This window comes from Tenacibaculum sp. TB-53, assembly GCF_059716285.2.
The window spans coordinates 2,549,737-2,567,804 of record NZ_CM202790.1; the positions used below are offsets into that span (position 1 = coordinate 2,549,737).

The following is an 18,068-nucleotide window of genomic DNA, read 5'->3' on the forward strand; positions in this document are numbered from 1 at the left end:
TTATTAAATCTAAATAAGAAAAAAAATGAAGGGCTTATTAACTACCATTCTATTATTTTTAGTAATGGTAAACACAGTAGCACAAGAGGGAAATATTAGTGGTACTGTACTAGACAACAACAATGAACCTTTGGTAGGGGTTAATATTATTGTTAAAGGGACAAAAAATGGAGTACAAACTAACATTGATGGTAACTTTACATTATCTAATACAAAGGGAGAAACAACATTAATAGTGTCTTATGTTGGCTTTAAAACGAAAAACATAAGTACTAATAGTGGTACAAAAAACTTAGTAATTACCTTATATGAGGGTAACGAGATACTTAATGAAGTTACTATTGACACTCATAGAAAAAATAAATTCTCAAGAAAGAAAACAGCTTATGTAGCTAAATTACCTTTGAAAAATATTGAAAATGCTCAGGTATATAGTACAGTTACCAATCAACTACTAGTATCACAGTCTGTTACTAGTTTTGAAGAAGCTTTAAAAAATACAACAGGTGTTGAAAAATTATGGTCATCTACTGGTAGAGGTGGTGATGGAGCAGGTTTTTACTCTATCCGCGGTTTTTCTGTTCAACCACAATTAGTAAACGGTGTTCCTGGAATTACAAATGGGTTTATAAACCCAGACAATGTTGAAAGAATTGAAGTTGTAAAGGGGCCTTCTGCTACCTTATACGGGAGTACTGTAACATCTTACGGTGGTTTAATTAATATTGTCACTAAAAAACCATACAAAGGAACAGGAGGAAATATTACCGTTGGTGGAGGTTCTTTCGGGTTTAAAAAACTAACAGTAGATCTTAACACAAACTTAGAAGATAATGAAAACATTTCATTACGATTAAACGCTGGATATCAAACACAAGATAGCTTTCAAGATGCTGGGTTTAGAAAAGCATTATTTTTAGCCCCATCTGTTTCTTACAAAGTAAATAATAGGTTAACTTTAAACTTTAATTATGAACTTTCTTCAACAGATCAAACAAATCAAGCTTTCTTATTTTTAAACAGGTCAGCCCCGCTTACCTATAAAAATTTAGAAGAATTAAACTACGATAGAAATAAATCATTTACAAATAATGATATCTCTATTAAAAATCCAACGCAAAACTACAGAGGGGAAATAGCTTATAAAATTACTGACAATTGGTCTTCTCAAACAATTATAGCTGGCGGTAATGCTAAATCTAAAGGATACTATACATATTTGTACAATGTTCAAAATGATTTGTTTGGAACGTATGCTATAAAATCAGATGCAGAAACAAATACACTTACATTACAACAAAACTTTACTGGTGATTTTAAATTAGGTTCTTTAAGAAACAGGTTAGTTATTGGTGTCGATTATTTAGACTCTCAAGTTTTAGACAATAGTACAGATCCAAAAGGGATTAATGTTGTAAACCCTCAAGGGCAATTAATTCCTGTACCACCTGCTTTTGGTTTTCCTAATTTACCAACTACAAGAGCAAATATTGATACTGTTTTAGCCAACTCTTCAAGAGCTAATTCTGATATCAATCAAAATATTCTTAGCGGTTATATTTCTGATGTTATAAACATTTTACCAGAACTATCGGTAATGGCAGGGGTTCGTTATGATAGATTTAATTATAAAGGTGATGCAAACGACCCAAGTGACGATGAAAAAGAATATACTAAGTCTACTTTTTCTCCTAAATTCGGAATTGTTTACCAACCAATTTTAGATCAACTATCTGTTTTTGCTAATTATCAAAATGGTTTTTCTTATGTTAATCCAGAAAGAGTTCCTGTTGATATCGCCAACCCTGACGGAGATTCTAAGTTACAATCTTATGATTTAGAACAAGCAAACCAATTAGAATTTGGTATAAAAACAAATTTATTTAATAATAAACTGGAAACTACTTTAAGTTATTATGACATAACAGTTAAAGATAAAGTTATGGGTTTCGGTGCTAATAAACAACAAGACGCTACTGTTAAAAGTAAAGGTTTTGAGCTAGAAATGAATGCTAACCCTGTTGACGGATTAAACTTACGTGGTGGTATTAGCTATAATGATGCTAAAGTAACAAAATCAAAATCTAGACCTGATTTAGTTGATAAACGTTTAGCTGAAGCAGGCCCTGAAACTTCTTATAATTTTTGGGCTGATTATAAATTCCAAGAAGGAGCTATTAAAAATGTAGGATTAGGTTTTGGGTTAAACGGTGCAAGTAAATATAATACTATGGTAGGTTATCCTGCTGCAGGTGATTTTTACCTGCCTGCCTATACTATTTTTAATGCCTCAATTTATTATGAAGTTGATAAATTTAGAATTAGTGTAAAAGGAAATAATTTAGCAAACGAAGAATATTATACAGGATGGAGTACCATTACTCCTCAAAATCCAAGAGCCTTTCTAGGAACTATAAGTTATAAGTTTTAAATATGAATATCTATTTGAATTATTAAATGTTGCAAACACAAAACTCTGAACTTTTATGTTCAGGGTTTTGTTATTTCATTGAACTACTATGAAAACAGTTACTCTTTTCCTTATTTTCATCGGATGTTATGCCTTATACAGCACTTCTGAAAAAGCATTGTTAATTAAGAACACCCGCTTACAAAAATGGTTTCATAATAATAAACGTAATACCAAGATAATTGGAACAATTACATTATTGATAAGTTTGCTCTTATCAATAACCTTTTTTGGTCTTTCTGCTGGAATTATTACATGGATTGTAGCTGCCTCTTTATTTTTAAGCCTTATCGTACTCATCACTCCATTAAGAGTGATAAACTACGCTTTTCTAACTGCTTTATTTATGTTAACTTTTTTAATAGAACTCATTTTTTAATATGCCTGCTAATTCCAAATATTTAAACCAATCCCCTTGGCAACAATTTGCAAAAATATCTGCAGGTCTCATTGGTGGATACGTAATAAGTGCCTTACTACATATGTGCTTAGTTTTATGGCTACCAAACCCAAAAGGAATACTAATCACATCTATCTACACCATTTTTATTGTTTGGGGTGCTTTACTAATTGTTCCTTACCTATTTAAAAATGGATGGAAAGCTTGGGTTATATATCTCATAATTTCAATAATCTTATATGTAATTTATTATTTAGGAAACCAACAAAATCCGTTTATATAATGAGTAATAGAAATTACAATGTGTTCTTTAACACACATACAGTTAGCGGTATTGTTATAAGTGTAGCCTTGTATATTATCTTTTTTACAGGCGCATTTGCCCTTTTTAAAGATGAAATTGCTTCTTGGGAAGAAGGTAAGCACTCAAAAAATATTGCTCGAGAACATATAGATTATGATTTTTTATTAAAAAAACTCTCTAAAAACTATCATTTAACTAGTAGAGATATTCGTTTTTATTTAGGAGATAAAAACGATGAAATATATGTATTAACTTATCCTGCAAAAGACACAGTAAATATCCCTAATGAGGCTAAGTATCAAAATTATCAAGCAATAAATATTCATACTGGAGAAACTGCTTCTTATGTAGAAAAATATAGCTTAGGAGAGTTTTTATATCGTCTACATTTCTTTACTCAAATACCTACTATTGGAATTTACCTTGCTGGTTTTGTTTCTTTATTCTTTTTGTTTGCTATTGTTACCGGAGTCATCGTTCACTGGAAAAAAATAATTTCAAACTTTTATCAGTTCAATCCCAAAATTGCTTTAAAAAGAGTGTGGACAGATGCACACACTGCATTAGGTATTATTGGACTTCCCTTTCAGTTTATGTATGCTGTTACTGCAACTTATTTTTGTCTTAGTCTTTTTGTTTTACTTCCTGCTAATTTTTTATACGGTGGTGATCAAACAAAATTAATGAATGATTTACGTCCCGACCGCAAAACTTATGAATGGGCTGCTGAAACTAACAAAACGCTTCCTAGTGTAAATGAATTTGTGAAAGAAAACACCAACCGCTGGTCTCACTTTAACCCTACCTATGTTTTAATTAAAAATTATAGAGGTACCAACATGAAATACTTTCTTATTGGAGAGTTGGATCATAAAGAACGTTTTTTAAGTTCGGGAATGGTAATTTATGATTTAGAAACCAATAAAACTTCAGTAATAAGAAATCCCAATGAAAGTAAATATACCGACGATGTGCAGCTTTCTTTAGGGCGTCTTCATTATGGAAATTTTGGAGGAATTGCTGTAAAAGTTATTTATTTTGTATTAGCTCTTATTACATGCTTTGTTATTATAACTGGTGTGTTGATTTGGATTGAAGCTCGTAATAAGAAAAGTATGACCTTAAAACAACGTTTATATACTGCGAAAATAGGGCACATTTATCTTGCTATTTGCTTGTCTTTGTATCCTGTAACAGCCTTATTTTTCTTGATTGTTAAGCTACTACCCGAAGCATATCAAACTCAAAAAATGAGTATTTTATACACTTGGTTTTTTGTTGTTTGGTTATTAGCAACCCTCTTTTTTAGATTTAAACGAGATAATTATTTCACAAATAAAACTACTTTGTTAGCAGGCGCTATCCTTGGATTTTTAATTCCTATTGTTAATGGTGTTGTTTCTAACAACTGGGTTTGGAACACCTACAAAGCTAAGCAGTTTGACATTCTTACAGTTGATTTATTATGGATAGCCATCTCAATTACTGCATTATTTATATACCTTAAAATTAAACCTGAAGTAAAGACTAAAAGTGCTTTTACAAAACATCCTATAGATTATAAAAACCGTAAAAAACTGTTAGCTGAGGAGGCTAAAAAAACGGCTCAAACTACAGAAAAAAATAAATTATTAAAAGATAAAAACCACATACCGATGAGAACAAAAATTAGTATCCTTTGGATATTTTTAGCAATTGGCTGGATAGTTCACCATATATATGGGCTATTCAATATATACTACAATGAAACTTTAGTAATGGAGGGTGCAACAGGTGAAGCTCCTATTGTACATCACTTATATCGTATTTTATTTGAAGGAATGTGCTTACTTTTTGGTTTGCTAACTATTGAGCTTTCTAAAAAATGGTTCAAGATAACTTCACTGGTTTGGGCGAGTATTGCCGGTTTATATAATGTGTACCATTTCTTTGAAGCTATTCTTCATGAAGCTAATAATATATCTGAGATATTTATGCTTCTTTTGGTAGCAATAGCTAGTATATTTTTAATTATTAATATTTATAAGTGGATTAAAGATTAATTCCTTCTTAGTATAGGCTCATTCCCCATTTCCTATATCCCCCGTATTTATGGAAATAGTTACTGCCAACAATAAAAAGTCACAGTTAAAAAAATTTCTGTGCCTTAAAATAAAAAGTATGGACTGTGGTATAAAAACTTCAGTCTATACTATTAATTCTCTTTATGGTAAAGGGACGATAATAAGTTATTATTTTGATGGCTTATTAATCAATTTGATTAACGCTAAACTCAAAGAAGATTTTCTTTTTATCTCTGGCAACAATAATAATCGTTTTAATACTTTAGAACTTTCTGTTTTAATAGATGGGGAAAAAATTATTCGTTTTTCCAATCTAGAAAATGATCTTATTATCGAAAAAAGTGAAAGTTATTTATTACATGATAATGGTGATGATAAAATTGTTTTTTACAGAAATAAGCATATAAATGAAGTTAAAATTAAGATGCATGATTCATTTATTAAAAAACATAAAATGCAAGCACTTTTTTCTAGTAACAAAGTTTCTAACTTAAGTACTACACAGCAGCTAACTTCAAATATGGAAAGAATAGTTAATGATATGCTCACTAACTCGCAAAAAGGATTGTTAAAACGTCTTTTTTTAGAATCAAAAGTATTAGAATTAACACATTTACAACTAAACATTCATTCTAAAAAAGGAAATAGTTCTAATGAAAAAGTTCTTAAAAAAATATATAAAGTAGAAGCTATACTTCAAACCAATATTCATGAGCAAATATCAATTCAGCAACTTGCTCGTAAAGTACTATTGAATCAAAATGTTTTAAAAAATGAATTTAAGAAATTGTTTGGTGAAACTATTTTTAATTACACCAAAAATTTAAGAATGAATAAGGCAAAAGACTTATTAGCTTATACTCAAAAACCTATTTATGAAATAGCTGATATAGTTGGATATAAAAACCCTACACATTTTACAGCTGCTTTTAAAAAATTTGAAAAAACAACCCCAAAAGAATTTCGGAAAAATTATACTTACAAATCCTAAATTAGGGTTTTAACTCATACTTTAACTTTCTTAATTGTGCATTTATAACTAATTCCATTCTACGTAAACTCTTACTTTCTAAATTCAAACAAGCATCTACCCACATCGCAGTAATGTCTTTCAACTCTTTCTTTTGTAAAGGAAAAACTCTTTTTATACATTTATAGTGATTGTATTGAAAGCTAAAGTTTGATTTTTCCATATAATTTATAACCGATGATATTCCCGTTTCTTCATTAAAAACACAATCTACCAAACCCATTTCTTCTAATTCTTCGGCCTTGTATATGTTTCCTGTGTATAACACTTTAAGAGCTGCTTTTATATTTAGTTTTCTACATAAAAAACTATAAGCTCCCATACCTGGAAAAAGATGAAACTTGTTTTCTGGTAAACAAAATTTAGCTGACTTATGAGATAGTATAATATCATGTGCCATTACACATTCAAAACCTCCTCCGTAAGCATTTCCCTCAACCAAAGCAATACTTAGTACGGGCAGCCCAAAAGTATTATATATGTTGTAAATAGCGTCTATACATAAATTAGCGTATTCTGATAATGCTTCTTTATTTTCAGATTTGATGTTTTTTAAAAAATAGGGTAAATCTCCTCCTAAATTATATACCTCTTTATGTGTAGATGCCGATACAATATATTTTAATGGATACACCTTGTCTGCAAACATCATTTTTAAATCTTTAGCAAAGTCTTTAAACTCCCATAATATTTCTGGTGAAAAATTAGGAACTCCTTTTGACTTAATACTCCAAACAATCATCTCATGTTCTGGATAATAGTCTACTTTAAAATTTTCATATTGCTTTATCATCCTTTTTTATTTTTAGCGTGTACTTAATGAGTTCTTTTTAATCCTAAATTTCCATGCTTCGTCTCTATATTCTTTTGCTTTTTTTCCTCCATCAATGTGATTCCAGCCTGGGGGCATAAAAAGGTATTTTACTTTATCTAGTAAGGTAGGAGCTTTTTTTATATCCAACCATAATTCTTTCCATAGTAAAAACTGCACATGCCATAAGTTCTCACTATTAAGTTTCTCATGCATGATTCCGTAGACTATTTTTTCATTATCCAATTCTTTTTGAAACGTTTTAAATAAACGATCCCAAATACTAAAGGTTTCACCATAATTTCTATCTAAATAAATATGATTTTTTGCATGATGTACTCTATGGACTGAAGGTGTTATTAATAGTTTATCTAACCATTTTTGCTTTCCTATAACTTTTTCATTTACATGTGTTAGTGTTGCATAAAGGCGTGCAATGGGTTCAATTACAAAAATCATTAATGGGTGAAAACCTAATATTGGAAGCCATATAAAGTTGAACGGAGTGAAAAACACATCAAAAATTGATCCTCTAGCAACCACGGTTAAATTCATTTCTTCAGCCGTATGGTGTACTCCATGAATACACCATAAAACTCGAACTTTATGTCCTAAAAAATGAATAAAAAACACTGTAAAATCATACAACAAATATGCGACAATCCATATATACCATTGAAAACCTAGAGTAAAAATTCTGTTTTCATATAACCAAAACATAGTGCCAACAATAAATATTTTTGATAATAAGAAGTAAGGAATACTTTGTATTAGATACGAAACAATACTTACGACTCCTTCTTTATTTTTTTCAACATAACTTGTTACAATTAGTATTCCCCATTCAACAAGCATTAAAACGAGTACTATTAGACTCATATGTTCTAGTTTTCCTGCAAGTATTTCTATAGATGATAAATTCATATTTAAACTATTTCTTAGAAAAACTCTTTTTTAAAAACGTAGCTATTTGTGCTACTGCTGCCTTTGATGCTACTGTTTCTCGCAAGGAGTTCAGTACAATAAAATCATGTATTGTTCCCCCATATCTAGTTGAAACTACTGGTACACCTGCCATTCTTAATTTTCTTGCATAGGCTTCTCCTTCGTCTCTTAAAACATCATATTCTGCAGTTATTAAAAGTGTTTTAGGTAAGTTTTTAAGCTCTTCTAAAGTTGCTTTTAACGGAGCTACTGTTGCTAATGAGTATAATTTTTTTTCTGGTACGTAAACATTCCAAAACCATTTCATTGTTGCTCTCGTTAAATAATGCCCTTTTGAGAATTGTTCATACGATTTCGTATTTAAATTGGTATCCGTAACTGGGTACAATAATAGTTGTCCTAGCAACTTAGGAGTTCCTTTTTGTTTTGCCATCATAGCTACAACTGTTGCCATATTTCCTCCCACACTATCTCCACCAACAATAATTCTATTTGTATCTAACCCATATTGTTTTCCATATTTTGAAATGAACAAAGTTGCCGCATATCCTTCTTCATTTGCTATGGGGTATTTAACCTCTGGTGCTCTTGAATACTCTACAAAAACAATTGCTACATTTGCTTTTAAAGCTAAGTCTCGCATTAATCGTTTATGCGTTTTAAAACTATTAAACACCCATCCACCTCCATGAAAATAAAGTAATACAGGTAATAATTTTTTTGTTTTTTTTGGCTTTACAATTACTGTATTTACTTGTTTATCTTGTTCTTTAAAAGAAACCTTAGTAAAGGTTACTTTATCGTAGGTTAATGTGGAATCTTTTTGCATGTTTTCCATGGCATTCCTTCCTATCTCTAAAGGTAATTCCTGCAACGGTGGACCTTGATAAGAATGAATAACTTCTAAAAATTCCTGAACATATAAATCTAAGCCATCGCTTCCTGCTAAGTTTACTTGTGTATACGTTTTTACTCCTATAAACAAGCTTAGTATCATAACTATTTTTTTCATAACTATGTAATTGCTTGTTTTACTCTTTTTGTAGATGAAGATTGTTTTTGCTTTGCTATTAGTTTAATTGCTCTTTTCTTTGTCCAAAGAACACCAAATGTTAGCAATGTAATTCCTATAATAATTGCTAATAGTTTTAACTGACTTGTTTGTGATGAATATCCAAAAAACAATACTCCCCAGTATATAAGTACCCACTGTACTAAATAAAATGTTGTTACATTTTTACTTGAGTAATAAATTACATCGTACAGTTTATTGTGTGGAATACAGGTTACTAATATATGCCCAAACCAAACTAAAAATAAATTCACTCCAATAAAAGCTATGGTTCCTCCTGGCCCTAAATGATAGTAATCACCAAAATGATATTCATAATTATAATAGCATAATACTACACCTATACACATAAATAAAACACCTGAAACTAGCATTCTTTTATATGTTAAAACAATATTATTATTACTTTCTTGATACCACATTCCAAAGAATAATCCTATTAAAATAAACGACATCCATGGAAATACAGGAAAGTAAACATTGTAGGTTTTTCCCCATAATAAATCACATATATAATCTACCCCAACAATGTTAGGTTTATAACCACTTAATTCTCCTGTGAAAAAAACAATAAGTAATGCTAAGGTTAAAGCTGCATACTTGTTTTTAATAAACTTGATTATAACTCCCATTATAATCAAGGAAATCCCAGCTAACTGCAAGATATCTCCCAATAAAATAAAAAACAGATAATTATATGAATCTCCTAGAGTTAGCCCATTACCTTCTATAAAAGCTCTAGGGAATCCTCCAAATAACAACATGGGTACTGCAAATCTTAAAATATTAAGTAAATACCCTTTTGCTAAAATGTTTATTCCTCTTTTAAAGATTTTAAACATGCTTAACTTACTTGAAAACACAAAAGAAAACCCCATCACGACTAAAAACATAGGAGTTCCTTTTTCTAATACTTGAGCTACCTTCCCTAAAAAAGAATTATTCCAAGTATCCATTGTCGAATATATAATCATGGAATGAACAGGTATCATAGATAAAACACTAATTCCTCTTGCCATATCTATGGCTAATACTCTCTTTTTTTGTTCCATTTTTTATTCTTTAAAATGCCAGCTTAGTTTTTTAGATAATGGCTTTCGTTTTCTATTTACTTTAGGAAGATTTTCTTTTACATGTCCTATAAAAAAAACACCTAAAAATTGTTCATTTTCTTCTAAGCTAATTTCTTTTTCACCATACTTTATAGTTGCTATACTGGTATCCCAATAGCTTCCTAAATTTAGACTTGTACAGCTTAACCACATGTTTTGTACTGCGCTTGAAATAGCTGCAATTTCTTCCCATTCCGGGAGTTGTGCTCTCTTACTAGGTTTAAAAATCACTCCTATCATGCTGGCTTTACTGGCATACCTTTTTGTTTCTTTATAACGTTCGTTAGAAAATTCTTCTTCTGAATATATTTTTCGATAATAATTAGCCATAAACTCACCTAATGCTTCTCTATGTTTTCCTTCTAACACTACAAACTTCCAGGGTTGGGTTAATTTATGAGTTGGTGCCCATAGCGCATTGGTTACAATTGCTTCAATCGTTTCCTTCTCTATTTTTCTATCCGAAAAATCATACGCGTAGGTGGTTTTTCGTTCTTGTATAATTTTAGTTATCTGTTTAAAACTCATATTAAATACTTTCTAAAGATTGTACCGTTTTTACTGTTTCTTTTTTAAACCTTGCAAGTGGGTTTTTTAATACTCCTTCTAACTTTAGACTTTCAATCGGATTAGCTAAACTGAGCATTTGCTTGGTATTACTTAACTGCAACCTGTTCAAACAACAGCGATCAAATTCTTTAACAAATAAATCGTATTGTTTATATTTTTCTGAAAACTCAGGATGTTGTTCTTGATATTCATACACACAATCTGCAACTAATTGCCAAAAATTATCCTCTGAAAAACTTGAATAACAATCTAACTGTTGAGCCATAAAACGGAAGAAGCAATCAAACACATCAGTAAAAATTGAAAGCACTTTCATTTTATCTGAAGTCTTAACAAACAGTCTTTTAGCATGCTCAGGCAAGTACATTGTTTCGTTAAAAACAATAACCTCTTCTGTAATATCTTTCATTAACACATGCACTGGTGTATTTTCTTCTAGCACTAGAATTAGGTTTTCTCCATGTGGCATAAACACAAATTCGTACTTATAAAAACAGTGTAATAAAGGTGCTAAATAGGCTTTTAAATAACGTTGAATCCAGGTAGTTGTGTTATAAGGTGAAGCTTCTATTAAAGCCGCTAACAATGATTTGTCTTGGTAATCTATATGCAATAAAGCAGCCATCGTAAACACGCGTTGATTAGAGCTTATTTTTGTAAACGGGCTCTCACGCCACAAAGCTGATAACATTTTGTTATGCGGATTCGTTTTTCCTAAAGTTTCATAATAATGATTGTGATACCCCGCTGTTGCCACTTCTCCTAACATGGTAAACCCATTGTTTTGTAGGTAAATGTCATCTGCTAACAAATCTGTTATCCATTGGGTAATATGCGGCGTACTTTGCATGTAATATGGAGAAAGTCCACGCATAAAGCCCATATTTAAAATAGACAGAGCTGTTTTTGTGTATAACTTTTCTGGATGTGACGCATTAAAAAGTGTTCTAATAGATTGCTGCGCAGAGAATTCATCATCACTTTCTCCTACTAAGATGATATTTTCTTGAGCAATATCTGCTCCAAAAACAGCTACAATTTTGTTTTTCCATTGCCATGGATGCACAGGCATAAAAATGTAATTTTCAGTAGCTACATTTTGCTTCTTTACAACTTCTTTAAATGATGCTAATTTTTCTTTTCCTAATTCGCTCTCTAAAAGTTTTTCATACTCATAATTTTTAACAGCCGTGTAGGTAGCATATTTTTTATGAGCTGCTATCCATAAAAGTTTAAACGATTGATTACTTTCTGGTGCATATTTTTGATAATCTTTAATATTGAACCCTATTCTCCCATTGTTCGCTACAAAACAGGGGTGACCTTCAGTCATCGCGTGTTCAATTTCTTGAAAGGTTTTTTCAGCTAATTCATTAGCTGAAAATTTCTCATTAACATACTTATATGCTGCTCCTGAAAGTGTACTTGTTATTTCCTCTAAATAAGTTGCTAAAAACTCATCAGGAATACCAAGAGTATTTTGAAACTCTGTTATAAAATGTAGTGCATCTAAATAAACTTCATTCGATATATTATTTTTTTTAATAATGCTTTTTTCATCAACCAACCAATGATCGAGAGCATACTTTTTTGCTTTAAATTGATACGTGAACTCATTATTATCTGAGGTAATCAGGTATATACAGCCATCTGTTTCTTCTAAAATAAACTCAGGAGTTAAAATAAGCTCATGTGAAAATTCACTGATTGCTTTTTTTATTAATTGACGATTTACAAAACTCCATACCTTTGGTTGTAAATGGGCTATATTATTTGTCATGTTGTTCTAGTTTAATTAAAGCTGATTGATACGTCTCTCTTGTACAAAAAGCTAAGGCTGCTTTTTTATGAGGTAACTCAATTTCTTTTTGGTATTTAAAACCAGCTTTTTTATTTAGCGTATGAATTTTTTCGTTATTCACATCGGGTTCTACAACAATTCTTTCCACTTGTGGTAAACTGAAAAAATAATCGATAATAGTTGAAAACACATGCCATGTAAACTGTGGTATTCTTTTTTCTACAGGCGCTACTAAAACATGCATACCATAATCATTTTCTTGTACATCGTAATAGTCTGCTATGTTATCTTTTGAAGCTTTGTAACGCTCCATTAAAAACACTGGGGTACTCCCTATCATTCCTACATAACTATAATGATGCGGATTATTTTCTATTTCTTGGTATTCAGCATGTACTTCTTCTACAGACTTATTTAACATTCCCCAGTATTTTGCATAGGGTTGAGTTACCCAACGATGTAACATTGGTGTATCTGTTTCTAATTGAAATGGACGAATGTTGATTACCCCCAATCCAATAATTTCTTTACTAAATATTTTTTGATACGTTTGAACCATAATTATACTTCTTGGTTTTTAAATACCGCTATTGGGTTTTTTAACTTTCCTGCAAATTGGAGTAGGGAAACAGGGTCATCTAAATCAATCATTTGTTTATGATTATTTAATTGCAACCTATTTAAACACGAAAGTTTAAAATCTTCAGCAAACAAATCATACTGTTTAAACTTGCCTGACAGTTCAGGAAACTGCTCTTGATATTCATGAATATTTTCTGCTACGAGTTCCCAAAAACGATGCTCTCCATAATTCGCATGTTTTTCTAAAATTGGGGCTAAAAAGCGAAATAACCCATCAAACATATCTGTAAATATGGATAGTAACTTGACATCTTCTGGTACTGGCGCATACATTCTTTTTAACTCTTCTGGTAGCTCAACTTCAGGATTTAAAATACATGCTTCTTCTGTAATATCCTTTAGTAAAGCATATACAGGAATGTTATTTTCTAATACCAAAATAATGTTTTCCCCATGTGGCATAAACACTAAATCGTAATAGTAAAAACAGTGTAACATTGGGCTTAAGTACGCTTTTAAATAGCTACGTAACCAATTATCTATTGAAATACCTGAGTCTTTAATCATTTCCGGCAACAATGCTTTTCCATAATGATCTATATGTAATAATGCTGCCATCGTTAGTGGTTTTTGGTTTTCTTTAACCACAGAATATGGACTTTCTCTCCATAATGAAGCTAGCATTTTATTGTAATCGTTATGTGGTCCAAACTCTTCAAAATATGGATTCACATAGCTAACCGAACCTATTTCACTTAACATTCTAAATCCATTTGTCTTTATATAAGCATCGTTATATAATAGGTTTTCTAACCAAACTGCCATTTTTGGAGCTGTTCCTAAGTAGTATAAAGGCAATCCTCTCATAAAGCCCATGTTTAAAATAGATAATGCCGATTTGGTGTAAAATTTCTGCGGATTGCTTATATTGAATAACGTTCTAATTGATTGTTGTGCTAAGTATTGATCTGGTCCGTATCCTAAGCAAATTAAATCTCCTTTGGCTACTTCTGAAGCAAAAATTGTAGCTAGTTTGTTAAACCATTGCCATGGATGAACAGGTATAAACAAGTAGTCTTTTGGACTGAAGCCTTTTTCTTCAATTATTTTGTTGAATTGTGCTATGGTATCAACATCTAATTCCTGACGTATTAGGCTTTCATAAGGCAATGCTTCTATCGCTGAAAAAACTGCTTTTAACTTATGTCCTGCCAACCATAATAACGAAAAAGAATTTCCCGCTTCTGGTGCATAAGAACGATAATCGCTGCTGTCAAACCCTATTCTACCATTATTTGCTACAAACCCTGGATGCCCTTCGGTCATAGATTGTTCTATCGTTTGAAAATCGGCCGTTGCTAATTCTTCTACAGTAGGGTTTCCTTTGGTAATTTTAAATGCACTTCCGTATAGTGTACTTATAACTTCTTCTAAATACACAGGCATTTTTTCATCAGCAATTCCTAACGCTTTTCTAAATTCTTTTATAAATGTAATTGCATCAATTTCTTCTTCAACTTCTTTTATATATTTTCTTATTGAGTTTTCATCAATCATCAAATGATTCAAAGCCATTGGTTTTGCTTTAAACTCATATTGAATTTCTGTGTCATCTGCATAAACTTTATACAGTTTATATCCGTTATCTACTTCTTGAATTATTACTGGTTGTATTAATAGTTCATGCGAAAACTCACACAATGCTTTTTTCACTAGTAATAAGTTGGCTTTTTGCCACACTTTTGGTTGTATATGTTGTGTTGATTGTTGTGGAGAAACCACATTATCTAAAGTATTCATGGCACTTCTTTTAAATGGTGAAAAGGATTGGATTTTTTGTTGGTAATTGGTCTTGGTTAAAAATGCTAATTGTGCTGTTTTGTTAGGAAGTTCTATCACCTTTCCCAGTTGAAAACCTATGCGTTGACACAGCGCAAACATTTTTTTGTTTCGAATATCTGGCTCTACTACTATTCTGTTAATAGTTGGGTTTGTAAAAACAAAATCCATAATTGCTCGAAACATAAACCACGTAAAGTTTGGTGTTTTAGTGATTTTTGGCGGTGCTACAATAATATGTACACCACAATCGGATATTTTAGCTTTATAAAAACCATTAATAATATCTAATTGCGGGTTGTAACGTTCTACTATAAATGCCGGTTCACCATTAAACATTCCTACAAAAACATCGTAATGTTCTGGGGCTATGAGTTGGGTATATTCTTCTTCAACTTCTTTTACTGTTGCGTTTTGCATCCCCCAAAAAACAGCATATTCTTGAGTTACCCATTGCTGTAAAAAAACACTGTCTTTTTTTATTTGAAAAGGACGAATGGTTATTGTTCCTAAACCTTTATACTCTTTTGAAAAAACTATGGCATCAGTTGTTATCATAATTTAGGTTTTAGCTAGTTGTTTATGTACTTTTCTTACCGATTTAAATACAATAAAGTACAAGACCAATGTGAGTGTAAATCCGCCTAATGCAATAATAAAAGGCATTCGTAAATCGAAACTATCGACTATAACTCCTACATTTAAAGAAGCTAGTAATACGCCTAAGTTTTGGAAGAAATGTATTTTACTATAATCAACCGAGTATGATTCTGGCGTGCTTAATTCAAATAATAAAATGTCGAATTTCACAACTCCTTGAAAAATTGCCCAGCCATAAATAATTCGCCCTAAAACAACCACTGATTCATTGGGTATTCCTTGTAGCGTAAGTCCAATTAACCCTATAAACAAGGCATTTATAATTCCTTCATGCCCTTTTGATTTTCGCTTATTATTAATCCACAAGGCTACTAAGGCTACAAAGCCCGGGATAGCGTATATAGTACCTGAAACCAATTTGCTTTTGTACGTTGAAAAACTTTCCCAATATGATGAAAAGAAAGGCCTAATTAAAAAGTCGCTGAAGTATAATATCAACGTAATTAGTCCTAATTTCAAGATAAATCCTTTCGGAATTATCTTTTTATCAGTAGCGGTAGATTCTTCTGAAATGATTAAATCGGTAGCATACTTTTTACTTTTTAATAAATAACCACTCATAGCCATTTGAATAAAATCTCCTGCTGCCATTATTAAAAAAATGCTACTTGGGTTTATATAATCTACCGTTATACCTCCAAGCACAGCTCCTAAAATACCTCCTAAATGTACCACTACTGAAAGCAATCCGATTGTACTTGGATGTTCTTCTTTTGTAATGATTTTTAAAATGTACGGATATACCAGTAAATAACTTCCTTTAAATAGTACCATGATAAGAGATACTACCCAAAAATTAATGTACGATGTAGTGTAGTAACAATACAATGCTAATACGCCTGCAACTGCTTGGGTGTACACTAGAATATTTAATTCTGATATTTTTTTAGAAATATATGCCCAAAATGGAAATGCAATCATTACCATAAAACAGATGGCTGCAAAGTAATATCCTACATTTTTAGGGTTTGTCATTCCAAAACGAAGCTCAAAAAATTGTGGATAAAATGGATGCAGTAAATAATCACTTACTACTGCAACCAACGTCATTACTATTAAAAATGTTTTTAACTTCATACCTTTATGCAAAGACATTGAGTTCTATTTCTTCCTCTTGTGTAACCTCAAACTGCTGAAATGCTATCTTTTGCTCAATAGGATAATGCTCTACTCCTGTTATTTCTTTGATTATATAAGAACTTCTGTAAGCAGCCATTCCTAAATCGGGGGTTACAAAACCATGGGTGTGTAGCTCTACATTCTGAACAAAGATTTCGTTGTGATTTTTATCTATGCTGTAATTGCGCTGTACATCGAAACGATCTTGATAATCCCATAAAATCCTGTTTGAAATTCCCTCTATAAAATCAGGTAATTGATATTCATAACCTGTAGCAAGAACCAATGCGTCTGTTTCGTGTTCAAAATATTTGTCTTGTTCTACTTGATGAAGCTCCAACTTAATACCTTCATCTGATACTTTGGTAGTTTTCAACTCAGAGTTGGTACGTAATGAAACTTTTAGAGGTTCTTTTGATATGACTCTTTTTGCATATAATGTATCGTGAATAGATCCTATTAAATCTTGATTTATCCCTTTGTATAAATGCTTTTGATTTTTAATGAGTGTATCTCTTTTGGATGCTGGTAAATTGAAAAAGTAGTCTACATACTCCGGCGAAGTCATTTCTAACGTTAACTTAGCATACTCTAACGGAAAGAAGCGAGGTGAACGTGTTATCCAATTCAACTCATACTCTTTAGTATCTATTTCTTGTAATAAATCAGAAAATATTTCAGCAGCACTTTGTCCGCTTCCCAATACTGTTATCCTTTTTTTATTTTGTAATTGTTCTTTGTTAGGTAAGTATTGTGATGAATGAACAGCAGTATCTTTTAACTTTTTACAACAAGCAGGAATGTAAGGTTGTGTTCCTGTTCCTAGAACCAGTTTTTTTGCTTTATAAATTTTAATTTCTTGTGTTTTTGTGCAAACACTAGTAACTACATAAATGCCGTCTTTTTGATCGTAGTCTATATTCGTTACTTCTGTATTAAAATATATATTAGAAAGTTTACTAATTACCCACTGACAATAATGATTGTATTCGTTTCTAAGTAACAAGAAATTTTCTCGTATGTAAAAAGAATATATTCTGCCCTGTTCTTTAATATAATTTAAAAAACTAAAAGGATTTGTAGGATCAGCAAGAGTTACTAGATCTGCCATGAAAGGAACTTGTAAAGTTGTATCTTCTAATAACATTCCTGGATGCCAATCAAATTTTTCTTTTTTATCAAGAAACACTCCATTTAAATCTTCAATTGGTTCTGATAAGCAAGCTAAACCTAAGTTAAAAGGTCCTACACCTATGGCTATAAAATCAACTGTATTATTCTTCATTTTTT

The 18,068-nt window shown here is 31.2% G+C and carries 15 protein-coding genes; 5 read left to right on the forward strand and 10 right to left on the reverse strand.

Translation table 11 applies throughout. From position 1 onward, the window contains the following. The first annotated feature begins 25 nt into the window (after window positions 1-25). From AC3VJB_RS11685 to AC3VJB_RS11705, 5 genes are all read left to right on the forward strand, one after another. A complete protein-coding gene (locus tag AC3VJB_RS11685; protein ID WP_437823506.1) occupies window positions 26-2,431 on the forward strand; it encodes a TonB-dependent siderophore receptor in 2,406 nt (801 codons plus the stop codon). 88 nt (window positions 2,432-2,519) lie between these two features. After that, entirely contained in the window at window positions 2,520-2,849 is a 330-nt protein-coding gene (locus tag AC3VJB_RS11690) for a hypothetical protein (protein ID WP_047787937.1), read from the forward strand. Window position 2,850: 1 nt separating this feature from the next. Beyond that, complete coding sequence (locus tag AC3VJB_RS11695; RefSeq protein WP_047787938.1) at window positions 2,851-3,153, forward strand: hypothetical protein; 303 nt, start codon at window positions 2,851-2,853, stop codon at window positions 3,151-3,153. Continuing rightward, window positions 3,153-5,216: a PepSY-associated TM helix domain-containing protein gene (locus AC3VJB_RS11700; protein ID WP_437823507.1), complete on the forward strand. Its 2,064-nt coding sequence runs from the start codon at window positions 3,153-3,155 to the stop codon at window positions 5,214-5,216. Before AC3VJB_RS11695 ends, AC3VJB_RS11700 begins: the two co-directional genes overlap by 1 nt. A 49-nt stretch (window positions 5,217-5,265) precedes the next feature. Beyond that, a complete protein-coding gene (locus AC3VJB_RS11705; RefSeq protein ID WP_083574779.1) occupies window positions 5,266-6,228 on the forward strand; it encodes a helix-turn-helix domain-containing protein in 963 nt (320 codons plus the stop codon). A gap of 1 nt (window position 6,229) precedes the next feature. Here AC3VJB_RS11705 and AC3VJB_RS11710 read toward each other — a convergent pair whose 3' ends face one another. The 10 genes from AC3VJB_RS11710 to AC3VJB_RS11755 are packed head-to-tail and all read right to left on the reverse strand — an operon-like array spanning window position 6,230 to window position 18,063. Beyond that, window positions 6,230-7,060 carry a crotonase/enoyl-CoA hydratase family protein gene (locus AC3VJB_RS11710; RefSeq protein ID WP_281980125.1) on the reverse strand — a complete coding sequence of 277 codons (831 nt, stop codon included), beginning with the start codon at window positions 7,058-7,060 and terminating at the stop codon, window positions 6,230-6,232. A gap of 12 nt (window positions 7,061-7,072) precedes the next feature. Continuing rightward, window positions 7,073-8,002, reverse strand: a complete 930-nt coding sequence (locus tag AC3VJB_RS11715) for a sterol desaturase family protein (protein WP_196781600.1) — start codon at window positions 8,000-8,002, stop codon at window positions 7,073-7,075. Between the two features lie 7 nt (window positions 8,003-8,009). After that, a complete protein-coding gene (locus tag AC3VJB_RS11720; RefSeq protein WP_167712723.1) occupies window positions 8,010-9,035 on the reverse strand; it encodes an alpha/beta hydrolase in 1,026 nt (341 codons plus the stop codon). Window positions 9,036-9,037: 2 nt separating this feature from the next. After that, on the reverse strand, window positions 9,038-10,147 hold the full coding sequence (locus tag AC3VJB_RS11725) for a heparan-alpha-glucosaminide N-acetyltransferase domain-containing protein (RefSeq protein ID WP_047787941.1): 1,110 nt from the start codon (window positions 10,145-10,147) through the stop codon (window positions 9,038-9,040). Between the two features lie 3 nt (window positions 10,148-10,150). Continuing rightward, entirely contained in the window at window positions 10,151-10,735 is a 585-nt protein-coding gene (locus tag AC3VJB_RS11730; RefSeq protein ID WP_047787942.1) for a nitroreductase family protein, read from the reverse strand. A 1-nt stretch (window position 10,736) separates the two neighbouring features. Beyond that, entirely contained in the window at window positions 10,737-12,557 is a 1,821-nt protein-coding gene (locus AC3VJB_RS11735) for an IucA/IucC family protein (RefSeq protein WP_497667178.1), read from the reverse strand. Next, the gene (locus tag AC3VJB_RS11740) at window positions 12,547-13,137 is read right to left on the reverse strand and encodes a GNAT family N-acetyltransferase (protein WP_159611090.1); all 591 of its coding nucleotides are present in this window, start codon (window positions 13,135-13,137) and stop codon (window positions 12,547-12,549) included. Before AC3VJB_RS11740 ends, AC3VJB_RS11735 begins: the two co-directional genes overlap by 11 nt. Window positions 13,138-13,139: 2 nt before the next feature. Continuing rightward, a complete protein-coding gene (locus tag AC3VJB_RS11745; protein ID WP_497667179.1) occupies window positions 13,140-15,557 on the reverse strand; it encodes a GNAT family N-acetyltransferase in 2,418 nt (805 codons plus the stop codon). Between the two features lie 3 nt (window positions 15,558-15,560). Then, window positions 15,561-16,754 (reverse strand): MFS transporter, encoded by a 1,194-nt coding sequence (locus AC3VJB_RS11750; protein WP_497651548.1) that lies wholly within the window; start codon window positions 16,752-16,754, stop codon window positions 15,561-15,563. Continuing rightward, the gene (locus AC3VJB_RS11755) at window positions 16,741-18,063 is read right to left on the reverse strand and encodes a lysine N(6)-hydroxylase/L-ornithine N(5)-oxygenase family protein (protein WP_497667180.1); all 1,323 of its coding nucleotides are present in this window, start codon (window positions 18,061-18,063) and stop codon (window positions 16,741-16,743) included. The genes AC3VJB_RS11750 and AC3VJB_RS11755 overlap by 14 nt, the downstream gene beginning before the upstream one ends. Window positions 18,064-18,068: the final 5 nt, after the last annotated feature.

What these genes read in the sequence shown, in the direction of transcription:
- AC3VJB_RS11685 (WP_437823506.1), top strand. Translation starts at nt 26, where the DNA reads ATGAAGGGCTTATTAACTACCATTCTATTATTTTTAGTAATGGTAAAC.
- AC3VJB_RS11690 (WP_047787937.1), top strand. Translation starts at nt 2,520, where the DNA reads ATGAAAACAGTTACTCTTTTCCTTATTTTCATCGGATGTTATGCCTTA.
- AC3VJB_RS11695 (WP_047787938.1), top strand. Translation starts at nt 2,851, where the DNA reads ATGCCTGCTAATTCCAAATATTTAAACCAATCCCCTTGGCAACAATTT.
- AC3VJB_RS11700 (WP_437823507.1), top strand. Translation starts at nt 3,153, where the DNA reads ATGAGTAATAGAAATTACAATGTGTTCTTTAACACACATACAGTTAGC.
- AC3VJB_RS11705 (WP_083574779.1), top strand. Translation starts at nt 5,266, where the DNA reads ATGGAAATAGTTACTGCCAACAATAAAAAGTCACAGTTAAAAAAATTT.
- AC3VJB_RS11710 (WP_281980125.1), bottom strand. Translation starts at nt 7,060, where the DNA reads ATGATAAAGCAATATGAAAATTTTAAAGTAGACTATTATCCAGAACAT.
- AC3VJB_RS11715 (WP_196781600.1), bottom strand. Translation starts at nt 8,002, where the DNA reads ATGAATTTATCATCTATAGAAATACTTGCAGGAAAACTAGAACATATG.
- AC3VJB_RS11720 (WP_167712723.1), bottom strand. Translation starts at nt 9,035, where the DNA reads ATGAAAAAAATAGTTATGATACTAAGCTTGTTTATAGGAGTAAAAACG.
- AC3VJB_RS11725 (WP_047787941.1), bottom strand. Translation starts at nt 10,147, where the DNA reads ATGGAACAAAAAAAGAGAGTATTAGCCATAGATATGGCAAGAGGAATT.
- AC3VJB_RS11730 (WP_047787942.1), bottom strand. Translation starts at nt 10,735, where the DNA reads ATGAGTTTTAAACAGATAACTAAAATTATACAAGAACGAAAAACCACC.
- AC3VJB_RS11735 (WP_497667178.1), bottom strand. Translation starts at nt 12,557, where the DNA reads ATGACAAATAATATAGCCCATTTACAACCAAAGGTATGGAGTTTTGTA.
- AC3VJB_RS11740 (WP_159611090.1), bottom strand. Translation starts at nt 13,137, where the DNA reads ATGGTTCAAACGTATCAAAAAATATTTAGTAAAGAAATTATTGGATTG.
- AC3VJB_RS11745 (WP_497667179.1), bottom strand. Translation starts at nt 15,557, where the DNA reads ATGATAACAACTGATGCCATAGTTTTTTCAAAAGAGTATAAAGGTTTA.
- AC3VJB_RS11750 (WP_497651548.1), bottom strand. Translation starts at nt 16,754, where the DNA reads ATGTCTTTGCATAAAGGTATGAAGTTAAAAACATTTTTAATAGTAATG.
- AC3VJB_RS11755 (WP_497667180.1), bottom strand. Translation starts at nt 18,063, where the DNA reads ATGAAGAATAATACAGTTGATTTTATAGCCATAGGTGTAGGACCTTTT.